Source organism: Streptomyces sp. NPDC001493, assembly GCF_053597235.1.
In genome coordinates this window covers 570,265-584,273 of the sequence record NZ_JBSFHV010000002.1, presented here as the reverse complement: position 1 = coordinate 584,273, position 14,009 = coordinate 570,265, and the positions used below count along the sequence as shown (strand labels likewise).

General features: G+C 68.8%; 17 protein-coding genes. 12 read left to right on the top strand and 5 right to left on the bottom strand.

What is annotated here, in order from left to right; all coding sequences use genetic code 11:
- Positions 1-200: 200 nt before the first annotated feature.
- Together sigJ and ACWCWD_RS05170 are read left to right on the top strand one after the other, a co-directional pair.
- On the top strand, positions 201-1,148 hold the full coding sequence (sigJ, locus tag ACWCWD_RS05175; protein WP_450770343.1) for an RNA polymerase sigma factor SigJ: 948 nt from the start codon (positions 201-203) through the stop codon (positions 1,146-1,148).
- Between the two features lie 132 nt (positions 1,149-1,280).
- On the top strand, positions 1,281-2,549 hold the full coding sequence (locus tag ACWCWD_RS05170; protein WP_450770342.1) for an NAD(P)/FAD-dependent oxidoreductase: 1,269 nt from the start codon (positions 1,281-1,283) through the stop codon (positions 2,547-2,549).
- A 109-nt stretch (positions 2,550-2,658) separates the two neighbouring features.
- On the opposite strand, the gene ACWCWD_RS05165 is transcribed toward ACWCWD_RS05170, so the two are convergent.
- From ACWCWD_RS05165 to ACWCWD_RS05155, 3 genes are all read right to left on the bottom strand, one after another.
- A complete protein-coding gene (locus ACWCWD_RS05165; protein WP_450770340.1) occupies positions 2,659-3,216 on the bottom strand; it encodes a hypothetical protein in 558 nt (185 codons plus the stop codon).
- Between the two features lie 240 nt (positions 3,217-3,456).
- Entirely contained in the window at positions 3,457-4,278 is an 822-nt protein-coding gene (locus ACWCWD_RS05160) for a hypothetical protein (RefSeq protein ID WP_450770338.1), read from the bottom strand.
- A 403-nt stretch (positions 4,279-4,681) separates the two neighbouring features.
- Positions 4,682-5,563 carry a GIY-YIG nuclease family protein gene (locus ACWCWD_RS05155; protein ID WP_450770337.1) on the bottom strand — a complete coding sequence of 294 codons (882 nt, stop codon included), beginning with the start codon at positions 5,561-5,563 and terminating at the stop codon, positions 4,682-4,684.
- Between the two features lie 87 nt (positions 5,564-5,650).
- On the opposite strand from ACWCWD_RS05155, the gene ACWCWD_RS05150 reads away from it, so the two are divergent.
- The gene (locus ACWCWD_RS05150) at positions 5,651-7,024 is read left to right on the top strand and encodes a DNA cytosine methyltransferase (protein WP_450770335.1); all 1,374 of its coding nucleotides are present in this window, start codon (positions 5,651-5,653) and stop codon (positions 7,022-7,024) included.
- Between the two features lie 130 nt (positions 7,025-7,154).
- On the top strand, positions 7,155-7,838 hold the full coding sequence (locus tag ACWCWD_RS05145; RefSeq protein WP_450770333.1) for a very short patch repair endonuclease: 684 nt from the start codon (positions 7,155-7,157) through the stop codon (positions 7,836-7,838).
- Positions 7,839-8,286: 448 nt separating this feature from the next.
- Here the strand turns inward: ACWCWD_RS05145 and ACWCWD_RS05140 are convergent, their stop codons facing one another.
- Together ACWCWD_RS05140 and ACWCWD_RS05135 are read right to left on the bottom strand one after the other, a co-directional pair.
- Positions 8,287-9,522 (bottom strand): helix-turn-helix domain-containing protein, encoded by a 1,236-nt coding sequence (locus ACWCWD_RS05140; protein ID WP_450770331.1) that lies wholly within the window; start codon positions 9,520-9,522, stop codon positions 8,287-8,289.
- Positions 9,519-9,836 (bottom strand): putative quinol monooxygenase, encoded by a 318-nt coding sequence (locus tag ACWCWD_RS05135; RefSeq protein WP_450770329.1) that lies wholly within the window; start codon positions 9,834-9,836, stop codon positions 9,519-9,521. Before ACWCWD_RS05135 ends, ACWCWD_RS05140 begins: the two co-directional genes overlap by 4 nt.
- Positions 9,837-9,988: 152 nt before the next feature.
- On the opposite strand from ACWCWD_RS05135, the gene ACWCWD_RS05130 reads away from it, so the two are divergent.
- The 8 genes from ACWCWD_RS05130 to ACWCWD_RS05095 all read left to right on the top strand — a co-directional run bounded on the left by ACWCWD_RS05130 (position 9,989) and on the right by ACWCWD_RS05095 (position 13,998).
- Positions 9,989-10,318: an SCO3933 family regulatory protein gene (locus ACWCWD_RS05130; RefSeq protein WP_450770327.1), complete on the top strand. Its 330-nt coding sequence runs from the start codon at positions 9,989-9,991 to the stop codon at positions 10,316-10,318.
- A 2-nt stretch (positions 10,319-10,320) separates the two neighbouring features.
- Complete coding sequence (locus ACWCWD_RS05125; RefSeq protein ID WP_450770326.1) at positions 10,321-11,670, top strand: FtsK/SpoIIIE domain-containing protein; 1,350 nt, start codon at positions 10,321-10,323, stop codon at positions 11,668-11,670.
- Between the two features lie 89 nt (positions 11,671-11,759).
- The gene (locus ACWCWD_RS05120) at positions 11,760-11,930 is read left to right on the top strand and encodes a hypothetical protein (RefSeq protein ID WP_450770324.1); all 171 of its coding nucleotides are present in this window, start codon (positions 11,760-11,762) and stop codon (positions 11,928-11,930) included.
- A gap of 82 nt (positions 11,931-12,012) precedes the next feature.
- Entirely contained in the window at positions 12,013-12,690 is a 678-nt protein-coding gene (locus ACWCWD_RS05115; protein ID WP_450770322.1) for a DUF2637 domain-containing protein, read from the top strand.
- Between the two features lie 18 nt (positions 12,691-12,708).
- On the top strand, positions 12,709-12,894 hold the full coding sequence (locus ACWCWD_RS05110; RefSeq protein ID WP_450770320.1) for a hypothetical protein: 186 nt from the start codon (positions 12,709-12,711) through the stop codon (positions 12,892-12,894).
- Between the two features lie 3 nt (positions 12,895-12,897).
- Positions 12,898-13,086 carry a mobile element transfer protein gene (locus tag ACWCWD_RS05105; protein ID WP_266706447.1) on the top strand — a complete coding sequence of 63 codons (189 nt, stop codon included), beginning with the start codon at positions 12,898-12,900 and terminating at the stop codon, positions 13,084-13,086.
- A 13-nt stretch (positions 13,087-13,099) separates the two neighbouring features.
- The gene (locus tag ACWCWD_RS05100) at positions 13,100-13,432 is read left to right on the top strand and encodes a SpdD protein (protein ID WP_450770319.1); all 333 of its coding nucleotides are present in this window, start codon (positions 13,100-13,102) and stop codon (positions 13,430-13,432) included.
- 5 nt (positions 13,433-13,437) lie between these two features.
- Positions 13,438-13,998, top strand: a complete 561-nt coding sequence (locus tag ACWCWD_RS05095; protein ID WP_450770318.1) for a GGDEF domain-containing protein — start codon at positions 13,438-13,440, stop codon at positions 13,996-13,998.
- Positions 13,999-14,009 lie beyond the last annotated feature (11 nt).

The following is a 14,009-nucleotide window of genomic DNA, read 5'->3' as shown; positions in this document are numbered from 1 at the left end:
ATACATCCAGTATCGGGGTGACCCTCCGCCTTGCGATCGCACGCACCGGACGCCGCCGGACCCGCCCTCCGGGCGGACGGCGCTACTTTCGCAACACGCTTTACGGGTGGCGCACCGTGGCTTTCCGGCGTGTTCTTCCCGCGCCTTTTTCCGCTCCTTCACCGGGCGCCCCGACCGGCTGCGGCACTACCATCCTGCCCATGGCACTGACCATGGACGACGTGGACCGGTTCGAGGCATCCCGACCGCGCCTGGAAGCCATCGCGTACCGCCTCCTCGGCTCCGCGAGCGACGCCGAGGACGCCGTCCAGGACACCTTCCTGCGCTGGCAGGCCGCCGACGTCGGCCGCATCGAGGTCCCCGAGGCCTGGCTGACGAAGGTCCTCACCAACCTGTGCCTCAACCAGCTGACCTCGGCCCGCGCCCGCCGCGAGACGTACGTCGGCCAGTGGCTGCCCGAGCCGCTGCTCGCCGGGGACCCGATGCTCGGCCCCGCCGACACCGTGGAGCAGCGCGAGTCCGTCTCGTTCGCGGTGCTCGCCCTCATGGAGCGCCTCTCCCCCAACGAGCGGGTGGTGTACGTGCTGCGGGAGGCGTTCGACTACCCGCACCGCAGGATCGCGGAGATCCTCGACATCACCGAGGCCTCCTGCCAGCAGATCTTCCACCGCGCGAAGAAGCACGTCGCCGACGGCAGGTCCCGCGCCGAGATCGACGAGGCCGCCGCCCGGCGGATCGTCCACGAGTTCCTCGCCGCCGCCACCAGCGGCCGGACCGAGCCCCTCGTGGCGCTCCTCACCGGCGACGCGATCGCGATCGGCGACGGCGGCGGCAAGGTCCCGGCCCGCGCCTCGGCGTTCGAGGGAGCCCTCGCGGTCGCGAAGTTCATGCGGGGCCTCTTCAAGCCCAGCCGGGCCAAGCGCGACCTCGTCGGCGGCTCCCCCGGGTTCTACGCCTCGACCGCCAACAACCGGCCCGCCCTGGTGGCAGTCCTCGACGGCCGGGTCATCGGGGTCGTCTGCATGGAGATCACCGCCGAGGGCATCGCCGCGTTCCGCAGCCAGGTCAACCCGGACAAGCTGGTCCGCGCCACCGAGCGGTGGGCGGCCGCCGGCGACCACGGCGAACCCCTGGCCCGCCCGTTCTGACCCCACCCCCACACCGTGTGACCTGCTTCACATCGCACCCCTGTCAGGAATCGTCGGGCTGCCCGGTTCAAGAGGCGAACCGCGCCGAGAGGCGAACCGCGCGGAACAGGACGCCAGACAGGGAGCAGGGAAATGAAGGACCACACCGCCCGCAAGCACCGCATCATCGTCCTCGGAGCCGGATACACCGGAGCCATCGCCGCGGGGCGCCTCGCCAAGCGACTGCGGAGCGAGGACGTCGACATCACCCTCGTCAACGCCGAGTCCGACTTCGTCGAGCGGGTCCGGCTGCACCAGCTGGCGGTCGGCCAGGAGCTCAGGCCCCGGCCCTTCGCCGAGATGTTCGCCGGCACCGGCGTGGCACTCAGGCTCGGCAGGGTCACCGCCGTCGACGCCGACCGCAGGACCGTCACCGTCACCGCCCCGGACACCGCCCCAGCCGCCACCGGGACCGAGGAACTGGCGTACGACACCCTCGTGTACGCCCTCGGCAGCGGCTGGGACACCCACGGCGTCCCCGGCACCGCCGAGCACGCCCACGACATCACCGGCCGTCCGGGCGCCCTCCGGCTCCGCGAGCGCCTCGCCGCCCTCGGCGCCGGGCAGCCCGTGGTCGTCGTCGGCGGCGGTCTCACCGGCGTGGAGGCCGCCACCGAGATCGCCGAGGCCCGCCCCGAGCTCGACGTCACCTTCGCCGTACGCGGTGAACTCGGCGACTGGCTCTCCGCCAAGGGCCGCCGCCACCTGCGGAAGGTGACCGACGGGCTCGGCATCACCGTGCGCGAGCACACCACCGTCGGCGAGGTGGCGGCCGACCACGTGGTCACCGCCGACGGCACCGCCTTCCCCGCCGCCGTCACCGTGTGGACCACCGGCTTCGCGGTCCACCCGATCGCGAAGGCCACCACCCTGGAAGTCACCGGCACCGGCCAGATCGTGGTCGACAGGACCCTGCGCTCGGTCTCGCACCCGGACGTCTACGCCATCGGCGACGCCGCCCTCGCCATGGGCCCGGGCGACAAGCCGCTCCGCATGTCCTGCGCCTCGGGCGTCCCCACCGCGTGGCAGGCCGCCGACACCATCGCCGCCCGCCTGACCGGGGACAAGCTCCCGGAGCCCTCGGTCCGCTACTTCAACCAGTGCATCTCGCTGGGCCGCAAGGAGGGCCTCATCCAGTACGTCACCGCCGACGACCGCGCCGTCGACACGGCCCTGACCGGCCGGCTCGCCGCCTTCTACAAGGAGCTCGTCTGCAAGGGCGCCGCCTGGGGCGTCGCCAACCCCACCCTCGGCCTCCCGCCGCGGCGCCGGCCGGTGGTCCGCCGAGCCACCGCACCGGTCACGGACGCGACGCCCGTCCCGGGCGGGCAGCCCGTACCTCCCGTACCGGCCGAGTCCTGACCCCCGCCGGGCACCCGACGGGCCGTGGCGCCACGTCCTACGGCGCCACGGCCCGCCCGTGTCAGGGTTCTCCGGGTGCTACCGGCTCCCGCCGGAGCCACTGGACCCGCTAGAGCCGCTTCAGGTTCCTGCCCAGGATCTCCCGCAGCCGGTCCACGTCCGCAGGCCCCCGGGCACCCCGCTTGGGCAATACCGCGATTCCGACCGCGCGCTCACCGCTCAGCAGCACGAAGAGCCCGGGGGTCTCCAGGTACGCCCGGTGCATGGCCCACTCCGTGCTGTAGGACCCCCTCTCACCGGTGGTGACCGACCCCTTCTCGTCGACCACCGTGCGGCACTCCCCGTACGGCTCCACCAGGCCGGCCATGCGGCGGGCCATGGTGCGCATGCTTCGCAGGGAAATCCAGATCCCCCACAACGCAGCGAGCACCACCGCAACGCTCCAGACCATCAGCGAGCCGTCGTTCAGGTACCCGACGGCGGCGATGATCACCGGCAGCAACACCGGAGACAGAAGCGCCTGGACCCTCCCCGCCGCCGACCGCCGCGCCCGCCCGCGAAGCGCCTGCTCGAAGTCCTCGGCCGTCAGCCGGTAGACGAACTCGGCGACGGCGGCCGTACCCCGCTCCGCCTCCGGCTGTGATGCTGCCCCACCCCTGGTGTCCATGAGCGGTGATCGTAATGGGGGCGCCCGGCGCCCTGAACCCGATTTCCGGCGACGGTGGTTGACGGACGGCGGCCGCCGATGCACGCGACTCGTCCGCCCACGGCACGTCAGGTCTGCTCGTCGTCCGGGGCCGGAAGCTCCAGCGGGCCGGGACGATCCACCACCGAAACCCGCCCTGCGAGCCGCCTCCCGCACTCTCACCTGCCGCAGTGGTCCGCCGGTGGGTCGTGCGCCCATCGGTCAGAAGGGAGGTACGAGATCGCCGCGGCCATCACTGTGTGGCCCCCAGTCCCACAACTCCTCCCGGACAGGCCCGGGGTCGGGAACGTCGTGGCCCCATGCTTCGAGTGCCGTCCGGGCAACACGCCGGTTGAGAGCGTCGCCGCTGGTGTCCAGGATGGCGCGCGCGTGCACGGCGAGGTGGTCGCGGTGCTCGGCGAGCGCGGGGTGCTCGGCGAGGACGAGCGCGGCGGCAACGGCCGCTTCACGCACGTCCTCGTGGCTGTCCCGGAGGAAGGGCGCGACGGCCCGGTACAGCATCGGGCGCAGGTCCCGGAAAACCGCCACGGTGCTGTCGGGGGTGAGGAAACCAGGGGAGTACTGCTCCGTGCGGCCCACAACCTCATCGGAGGCGTCGTACGCCACGGAGACCAGCCAGTTCAACAGCGCCGCGCGGACGGGGACGTTGCGATACGGCCGGAGGGTCATGGCCGCCGGGTGGGTGAGGATGCCGGCGACATACATGGCGACGGGGGCGGTTGCCTCGTAGATGGTGTTCTGGTGGCCGACCAGCTCACCCAGCTCCGACAATGCGGAGACCTGAACCTTGGGATCGGGCTCCAACAGCTGTGCCAGAAGCCGGGGAAGGTTCTCACCGCTCCCGAAAGCCGTCTGGAGCGATTCCCAGTCAGTCTCGGCCAGCACCACCTGGTAAGGCGGCAAGTCGGGCTCGTGGGGCGCCCCTGCGCCGTGACGGCTGTGGTTCACAGGCCCGAACCTAGACCAGACCTCCGACACGATTCTCTCGAGCTGTCCGACGCGACGGACGGCATCGGCTGACACGGATGCCGTGCTCCATCGCTGTACGGACAACGCGAGAGGCCCTCAGGATTTCTCCTGAGGGCCTCTGGCCTGTTGTGCACTCGGCAGGATTCGAACCTGCAACCTTCTGATCCGTAGCTCTAGCCGGATCGGTCAATGACGACCATTCCAGCCGCTGCGCGGTTCCCGAGGGGCACCACCGGGTGGAGGCGGTTGGTTGGGTTGCGGTACTGCGCTGCTGTACTGACGACCCCTTCGTCCCGAAGCAACTCGGCGCGCTCGCTGTCCCCGGGCTGCAGTGCCTGTCACCTGAGTTGACGGTCCAATGACGTTGGCGGATGTTCGTGGTCGTCTGCCGCCGTTGTCACGCAGTTAGAAACTCAGCCGCGGAGGGGCTTCCTCCCGGCCAGGCCTTGGGTGATGCTTACTCGTCATCCTCCGCTGCGTCGGGCTCCTCGGGGATCTCTCCGACCTCCCCGATCTCGGGCTCGACGTCGAGAATCTGTGCGCCTCGGTAGTAACGCCACACGCTCGGGTAATCACGCCGGTTGTCTGGGTACATGATCACCCGACCGGGAAGGACCGCGATTTGCCACTCAGCCGGCAGTGAACCGGCGATCAGTTCGAGCAGCTGGGCGATTGTCAGCTCGCCGTCAGGAATTTCCACCTCTCGCTTGTAAGCGCCATCCGTCTTCTTCTTCTCGTAGCGGAAGGTGTAAGGGGCTTCGGCGCTCACCCTCGCGAGAACCCTACTGAGGGGCATATGTCCCGGCTTGAAACCGGAGATTACGCGCTCCAAGTCGATGCGAAAGAGGGCATCGAAGTGGTTCGCCTTGACGACGGTCTCGTCCCGCCGCTTACCAGGGTCGTTATTGCCGAACCCGTTGTTGTTCCAGCGGATCTGACCTTTCTTTTTATAGTGATTGATCAGCAGCTTCTCGGGCGCGAGCGCGGAGAAGTCCTCGGCAACATAAAGGCAAGTAAAGGACATCTCGGCGAGCGATATTCCCTGGCGCCCGGAGACCTTCCTCAGGTGCTTGAGGATGCGGGTAGGGAGCGACTTGTCAGCCTTGCCGACGTAGACGAACTGGCCGTTACGGTACAACTGGTAGACGCCGGCCCTGTCGGCCAACCGATCGAGGTTCGGTTCGGTAAGGGGGGCTGGCGTGAGCTGCTTCAAAGCTACGGCCAGTTGATCGCCGAGGGCCTGCGTGATGCTTAGCCTGAAATCACCATGATTGGTAGCATCGGTGCCGGTTTCATCCGGTTGTGACATCAGCCCTGTTCCTTTCGGGTCGGTGATCAACTGGAACCCTATGGCGCTGCGGAGCCACTGCCAGCTCGTTTTAATGGATCGTCCCCAAGATCACAAACTCCGCGGTATGGTTTACGCATGGTTGACCTGCCAGAAGACATCAAGAAGCGCCGCACCAGCGTTGAACTGTTCGCCGGCGGGGGCGGCCTTGCCATGTCGGTCCACCAAGCCGGGTTCCGGCCGCTCCTGTTCAACGAGTACAACGCCCGCGCCTGCGAGACCCTGGTGGCTAACGCGGCCAGGACGCTCGGCGTGGACGGGATCGCTCGCACAGAGACGTTCAAGCCCGAACCACCGCAGGAGGGCGAGCCCGCGCCCTTGTTCCCACTGGACGTGGGCAAGCTGGACCTGAGCGCCTTCGAGGGCCAGGTAGATGTGCTAGCTGGTGGGCCGCCCTGCCAGCCGTTCAGCGCCGGAGGCGTGGCCAAGGGCGACGAAGACAAACGCAACATGTTCCCCGCCATGTTCAAGGCCATCCAACAGATGCGCCCCAAGGCCGTCATCTGCGAAAACGTGCGCGGCCTGCTGCGGCCTTCCTTCCGGGACTACTTCACCTACATTCAGCGCGAGCTGTCTCTACCCTTCGAGTCGCGCAAACCGGATGACCTCTGGCAGTACCACAACCAGAAGCTTGCCGGCATCCTCGGCGAACGTGTTGAGCTTACGGACGAAGACGACAACCCCGAGCATTATCGGGTCAAGGTGTTCCCGGTAAACGCGGCCGACTACGGGGTACCCCAGGTACGCAACCGTGTCGTGATGGTTGCCTTCCGTGCCGACCTGCCGATCGATGTGGAGAAGTTCCACGAAATCTACTCCGCGCGACAGTTCTCCGAAGAGGCGCTCCACCTGTCGCTGCTCGACGACAATAGTGAGTACTGGCAGCGGCACTCGGAAGTAGAACCTCACGTTCGCCAGCGAGTGCGCGCCCGCATCCCGAAGGACGTGCGCCCGAAGAAGGGCGAGGAGGAGCTGCCGGCCTGGCGGACCATGCGTGACGCCATCCAGGGCTACGGCACAGACACGAAGCTGCCCGCGCTCCCCAAAGTCGATCTGAACATGCTGGATCGAAAGTCCGAGCAGGCCCAGCATCTCGGCATCTCGGATCACATCGGCTGGCCGGACGCGAGGATCTACAAGGGGCACACGCCTAACGAACTTGACCGGCCGGCTAAGACTGTCAAAGCCGGGGTGCACGGGGTGCCCGGAGGCGAGTCTGTGGTGCTCCTGGACGACCTCGCCCCGGGGTCAAAGCCTGGCGAGGGCGCGACGTACCTGCACCGTTACATGACAGTGCGCGAGACAGCCCGCGTCATGACGTTCCCGGACGAGTGGCAGGGTGCCGGCCCCCGAGGCGAGAAGATGCGTCAGCTCGGCAACGCCGTGCCTGTGGTCTTGGGCGAGTTCTTCGCGCGCGCGGTGGCCGACACCCTGGACAAGGCGGGACAGTGACCGCCTCGTGACTTCGGGAGACCGACACTGGAAGGAAAAACTCCCACCTGAGCATGCCTACAAACGGCGACCCGGCGCTGCGGCACCCGCTACAGAGCAGGATCGTGTGGCAGGAGGAAGGCACCGCCGAATGGTGGCCCTCGGAGACGGACGCTTCGCCCGGGCCTCGATCACCCTTCGCCTCTACCGACGCACGCGGAGGATCCGTGCCTACCTGCGCTGGTCGAAAGACGGGGAGACTCAGGAGCGGTACGTCTGCGAAGTCACGCATGAATGGCGCGGAGCGAACCTCGCTGAGGCATGGCGACGCGCACGGGAGCAGGGATTTCTCACTGAGGAGCCACTTCCCGCCGAGTCCAAGGCCTCCTCACGTGCGGTCCGTGCCAATATGCAGGCCAACCGTGGGCGGGACACCGGTCCGGAACTGGCACTCCGCTCCCTGCTCTACGCTGCCGGGTTGCGCTACCGGGTCAACACTCGCCCTCTCCGGGAACTCCGGCGTACTGCCGATGTCGTGTTCCCGCGAGAACGTGTCGCGGTCTTCGTAGACGGATGCTTTTGGCACGGCTGCCCTGAGCACAGTCGCCCCGCGAAGGCGAACGCTGGGGCGTGGTCAGCAAAGATTGAAGGCAACCGTGCTCGTGATGCCGATACGAACATGCGTCTTCGCTCTGCTGGATGGACAGTCCTTCGAGTATGGGAGCACGACGACGCCAGCGAGGCAGCGCGAATGGTGGCGCAATTGGTTGCCGCAGCACGTGAATCCGCTGAAAAGGACGAACCGGAAAGCGCCGCCGGTGTCACGAGAGCTTAGCGACCGATACCCACCACTCACCCCGGCTTCCATCCCGTCCGCCTTCGACCCACACTCCGTGGAGCGGTCGTGGTTCAGGGCGTCAAGGTGGAGCGCGCCACTGTACGAACGACCTTGACGCCCTGGGCCGCGACTGCTCGGCTCTGCCTGGGTCGAAGGTGGACGGGATGGGAGCCCCCACGACGCTCGCCCCGCTCCGGCCGGCACTCGCGAACGGCGCCCCTCCCATCCCGGAGTCTGAGCGCCCCCGCCGGAGGCATTCTCTTGAAGCCGCAGGCTTGGTTCTCGACTCATGCCCCACGGGCCTATCCACTGCGGGCGCGCGTCGGCGGCGGCAGCGCCGAGCGGGCCGAAGGCAGGAGCGCGGGCGCAGCCAGAGCCGGGAAGCGCGCCCGGCGGAGCGGAGCGCAGCCGGGTGCCTTGATGAGGTAGAGAAACCTGTAACAGCTCAGGGACGCGCGTCTGCCCGTTCGGCAAGGTCTTTCAGTTCAGGGGGCGCTGTGCGTCCGGCGACGAGAAGGAGGTCTCGAATCGCTTCCCTGGCGGCGACGTGCGTGTGGATCAGATCGGGGGACAACCCCTCTGCGTCCAGCAACGCGCCTAGAGACTCGCCGACTTGGCGCCGCTGGGCGAAAGCTCGACCGAGGTCCATCTTCAGTCGGGCCCTGCGCTCCAGAGACAAGGTGGACGTGTCCAGCTCGCTACCCACCTCGATAGCCTCGCCGGCATCCCCCAACTCCACCGCGATCGAGACGGCCTGAATCTCCACGTTGGTCGGTCCGAACTCCAAGTTGAAGTCGTTCCGGTCCTCCCCCAACCTCGCCGCTACTTCACGTGCTCTCTGCGTCTCCCCTCGCGCCCGAGTCCGGTCTCCCGCTCGCGCGTGGATGAGGGCCAACGCCAGGTGAAGAGCACCGATGACCGACAGCGCCTCCGGCTCGCCCGATGCTTCACCGTAGTGCCGCTCCAGCGCGTTGAGCGCGGTGGTCGCCGAGTGCTCGGCCTGGTCAAGGTGCTTGAGGCGCACGAACGCTTGGGACAGGCGGAAGACACTCGCGAATACATCAAGGATGTTCCCTGACTCCTCCGCCGCACGGATGGCACGATCCGCCGCTACCCATGCGGCGTCCGCCTCGTCCTGGCGCACAAATGCTGCGGCAAGGGCCTGATACGTGCGACTGAGCAGGCCCCAGAGCCTCCCCCGCTCGGCCGGCGATGCCGTTCGGGCAGCGCGCTCGATCCGTGGTACCAGCGGTCCCAGCACAGAACTCAGCTCTGCGAACTCGTTGGCATGAGTCAGCTCCCAAACTCGGTCTACTGCACGCTGAATCTCCTCCACGTTGGCAGGACCGGGACCTGCCGGATCGAGGACGACCTCTGGAACAGGGTGACCTGAGATGACCAGTCGGGCCTGGTCAAGATCATTGGGAAGCTCAACGACCGGCTCTTCTGTTGGCACCGGTGCCGGCGCGTCTGCCCGCAATTCCTGTACGGAGACTCCGAGGCCGTCCGCCAGCAGACGAAGCACATCCAGGCGGTTGACCGGCTGAATGCCCCGTTCCACCTGGGAAAGCCAACTCGCGGTGCGACCAATCTCAGCCGCCAACTGCTTCTGCGTAAAGCCGCGCTGTTCGCGGAGATCAGCGACCCGTGCGCCAAACGCCTGGCGCTCCTCGGGTGTCACTTCCACGCTCCTGCTGTGCCCTGGGTCTGTACGAAGGTGACGTCAAAGTCCCTCACGTACTTCTCCCGCTCGGAGAGGAAGTGGCGGGTGTGGCCCTGCTGCTCGTGATGGTCGAACGCTGCGCGATCGGCGTACAGCTCGTAGAAGAGCCGGGTGTTGGGCTCGTCGGCCACAGTGTGCACGACGTACGCGAGCGTGCTGGGCTCATGGGCTCGGATGCCCTTCAGCGTCTCCTCCACGAGAGCGTCGAAGGCTGTCGCCGCCTCTGCGTCACGCAGGTTGAACCGGACGACGAGTCCGAAACCGCTGGTCATGTGGTCCTCCTTGTGGGTCGCTCCCAGAGTCGCAGAGAAGCAGCCACACTGCTACTCACAGAACTTCTTGACTCACAGTTTTTCTGTGCCTACTCTCATAGAGAAGCTGCGATCCAGCGAGCGCCGCTGGGCCTGAGTCAAGGAGTGCTGCTATGCCGTCGTTCAAGATCGATGTTTCGACCGCTGTCGTGTTCGTGGCGACGCCCCCGACGCCGAAGCTCGTGAGCAAGCAGACCGGTGAGATCGCGATGGACCGGGAGACCGGTGCCCCGCTCGCGACGGTGGGCCTGCTGATCTCGGACGAGGGGGAGGGCAACCTCTACCAGGTGACCGTGCCGAGCACGGGGGTCCCGGAGAACCTGACCCCGGGCACGATGGTCACGGTCATCGGCCTCAAGGCCCGGGACTGGGAGAACACGTTCAACGGCCAGACCCGCCACGGCATCAGCTTCCGCGCGGTCGCCATCACGGCCGGGGCCTGATCATGACGAACGTGTCCACGGTGATCGAAGCGGCCGGAGCCTTATCCGCCGCCGGCGGTCTCGGCTACGCGAAGGTCCGCGCTCCGCGCGTGTACTGGTCGCTGGTCGGTCTGCCGGTCGCCCGGGTCCGCTTCGCGGCTACGTACCACTCGACGATGGACGTGTGCGGGCTGACAGTGCAGCCGTCCCGCCTGCGGGCGTTCATGGTCCGCAACGTGGCCCGCCGCCCGGATGTGCAGCCGGTTCCGCCGAAGGTGCGCAAGGTCCGCGCCTCGTCCACCGGTATGCGCGCCACCCTCCGCCTGCCTGCCGGACTGGAACCCGCCGACGTTGCCGCCGCCTCGGAACGGCTGCGCCACGCCTGGGGCGTTCACTCCGTGCACGTGGTGGAGACGAAGCCCGGGTTCGTGGAACTGCGGATGACCGGGTATGACGTGTTGTGGCGGGTGAAGTTGCCCCGCCGGCTGCCCCGTTCGCTGTCGGGTCCGCTGGTCGTGCCGGTCGCGGTCCGGGAGGACGGAACCCCGTTCGTCCGCGACTACCGGAAGGTCCCGCACAGTCTGACGCTGGGCGCGAACCAGTCGGGCAAGTCGATGTTCCAGCGCAACCTGATAGCCGGTCTCGCCAAGCTCCCCGTGGGGCTGGTCGGGATCGACTGCAAGCGCGGCGTCGAACAGCGCGGCTACGCACCCCGCCTCTCCGCCCTCGCGGTGACGCCGGACGAAGCGGCCGAACTGCTTGAAGCCCTGGTGCGGGAGATGGAAGCGCGCTTCGACGTGCTGAGTTCGCACGGTGTCTCCGACCTGTGGGACCTGCCCGTCAAGGTCCGGCCGGTGCCGCTGGTCGTCCTCGTGGACGAGGTCGCTGAACTCTTCCTGACCGCCGCGAAGAAGGACGAAGAGCGCCGGGACCGGATGGTGATGCACCTGGTCAGGCTCGCGCAGATGGCCCGTGCGGTCGGCATCTACCTGGAGATCTGCGGACAGCGCTTCGGCTCCGAACTCGGCAAGGGCGCCACGATGCTCCGTGCCCAGCTCACCGGCCGCGTGGTCCACCGGGTCAACGACAAGCAGACCGCCGACATGGGCCTTGGGGACATCGCCCCGGACGCGGTGGCCGCCGTGACGATGATCCCGCCGGACCGTCCCGGGGTGGCCGTGGCCGGCGACGCCTCCGGCGGCTGGTCCCGCATCCGCACCCCCGCCATGACCCCCGCCGAAGCGGTCGCCATCTGCCGCGAGTACGCGCACCTGACCCCGCTCATCCCCGCGCTCGCCGTGTTCCGCCCGGTCGTCCCCAGTACCCCCGGCGTCCCGGCTCCGCTGGTCGCCCCGGTACCGGTCACCGAGTAGCCCCCCTTCTCCTGCTTCGCCGGTTGGCGTGACCGTCTTCGCGCCGGGTCCCTACCCCGCCCATGCCTGAACCCGAAAGGCCCCTCGTCATGGCCAAACGGACCACCCCGCCGAAGACCACCCCCGCCCCCTGCCAGCCCTGCGGCGGTACCGGCAATGTCCCCGTCACGGTGCGCGTCGGCCGCAAGCGGCGCACGGTCGGCCAGCAGGACGGGCTCTGCCTCAACTGCTTCGGCACCGGCACTGACCCCAACGCCTGACCACCCTTTGCCCCGGGTGCCGGGCGGTGACCATCACATCCCGCCCGGTCCCGGCCCAACCTCCCGGAAAGGAGGTGACCCGATGCCCCGCAAACTCCGCCCCGACGCCGTACTGATCCAAGCGTTCATCGCCGGCGCCCTGTCCTTCTCCCACTTGCACGACCTCGCCGAAGCGGCCGGACAGGACGGCTGGAAAGCCTGGGCCTACCCGATCAGCGTGGACCTGCTCCTTGTCGCCGCCTGGCGCCGCATGCGGACCACCAGCGACAACCGCCCGGCCTGGGTCTGGTTCGTCATCGCCCTGACCGCGTCCCTCGGCGCGAACATCGCCACCGCCGGCCTCCTCGACCTCGGACAGGTCCCGGCCTGGCTCCGCATCCTCGTCGCCGGCTGGCCCGCCCTCGCCTTCCTCGGCGGAACCCTCCTCGCCCACACCCCCACCGCCCCCGAACCGGCACCCTCGGCCTCTGTACCTCTGGACGCCCCAGAGCCCGCGCCGGTCCCGGACACCCACGAAGTCACGGTGGAACGGGTCCCGGAACCGGCCCCGGAACTTCCCCCGGCCCCCGCCCCCACACCGGCTCCGGCCGTGGCCTCGGTGCCTGCGGTGTCGGTTCCGCCGGCACTGCTCGACCACGCCAAGAAGGTCGCCGACAGCCACCGCGCCTCGACCGGTAACCGGATCGACCTGGCCACGCTCCGCCTGCGGCTCGGCGTCCCCGCACCGCTCGCGGACGCCATCAACGCCCAACTCGCCTGATCAGAAGGGACAAAGCCCATGGCCCTGCTCAACTTCAACCGCCCGGCGGACTACCTCGACGCCGCCCGCGAGATGGCCAAGACCGGCCGCCCCACGCTCGCCCGGCTCCTCGCCGAAGAGGCTGCCGACCGCACCGCCGACACGACCGAGGCGGCCCGCATCCGCGCCGAGTTCACCGGCAACAGCCTCCGCCAGGAGGACTGATCCATGCCGCGTCCGAACCGCTTCACCGACGTGATCCGCATCGGCCCCGTCCGGGTCGGCACGCACTACGACGGCCGGGGCCGCACCAAGCACACCGCCGCCTGCACCGCCCCCGCCTGCAACTTCTCCGCCGACTACACGAGCCGCGCCGCCGCCGAACTCGCCGCCCGAACCCACCGCTGCACCATCTGAGAGGAGAAAGGCCATGTTCACTCCGAAGTACCCGACCCCCGACACCGCACCGACCCCGGACACCACCCTCGTCCGCCCGCTCACCGGCGTCGTCCACACCCCGGCGGCCTGCGACTGCCAGCACACCCCCGCACCCCCGCCCGCCCCGGCCCCGGTTGCCCGTCCCGGTGTGCAGCTCACCCCCGGCGCCCTGGTCGTCGCGGTCGCCGGTGGCACGGCTGCGGTCCTCGTCGTCGGCGCGGTCCTCGTCTCGATGCTCCTCGCGGTCGCCATCACGGCCGGGTCCCTCGCGCTCCTCGCGGTCGTCCTGCGCCTGATGCTCAACGACTCCCGCAAGGGCCAGTGAGTGACATGGACCTGATCAACGTGGCGGCGGCGTTACCCGCCTTCGGCTGGGCCTTCCATACCAGCGTCCTGGCCCGCCGGCTGTCCGCCGCCCGGCGGGACCCGCTGACCGGCCTCCACACCCGGGCAGGCTTCACCGCCCGCGCCGAACGCATCGTCGCCCGCGCGCCCCGGGCCATGGCGTTCCTGGTGGACCTGAACGACTTCAAGGCCATCAACGACACCCACGGCCACCTCGCCGGTGACGCGGTCATCGCGGCCACCGCCGAACGGCTCGCTCACTGGGCCCAGGGGAACGGCGTCACGGCCCGGCTCGGGGGCGACGAGTTCGCCGCCCTCGTCCCGGACCCGGCCAACACCCCCGGCACCGCCGCGCTGGACCACGCACTCCGGCAGCCGGTCGTCTACCGCGATCAGGTCATCAATGTGTCCGCCTCGGTCGGCTTCTGCTCCGTGGCCGATCTGCCCGTGCGGACCCTGACCGACGCGCTCGCCGCCGCCGACACCGCGATGTACGCGGCCAAGAGACACGGCCGGCGCAACAACACCCCGCGCCCTCGCTCTTAACGGCCCCCGGG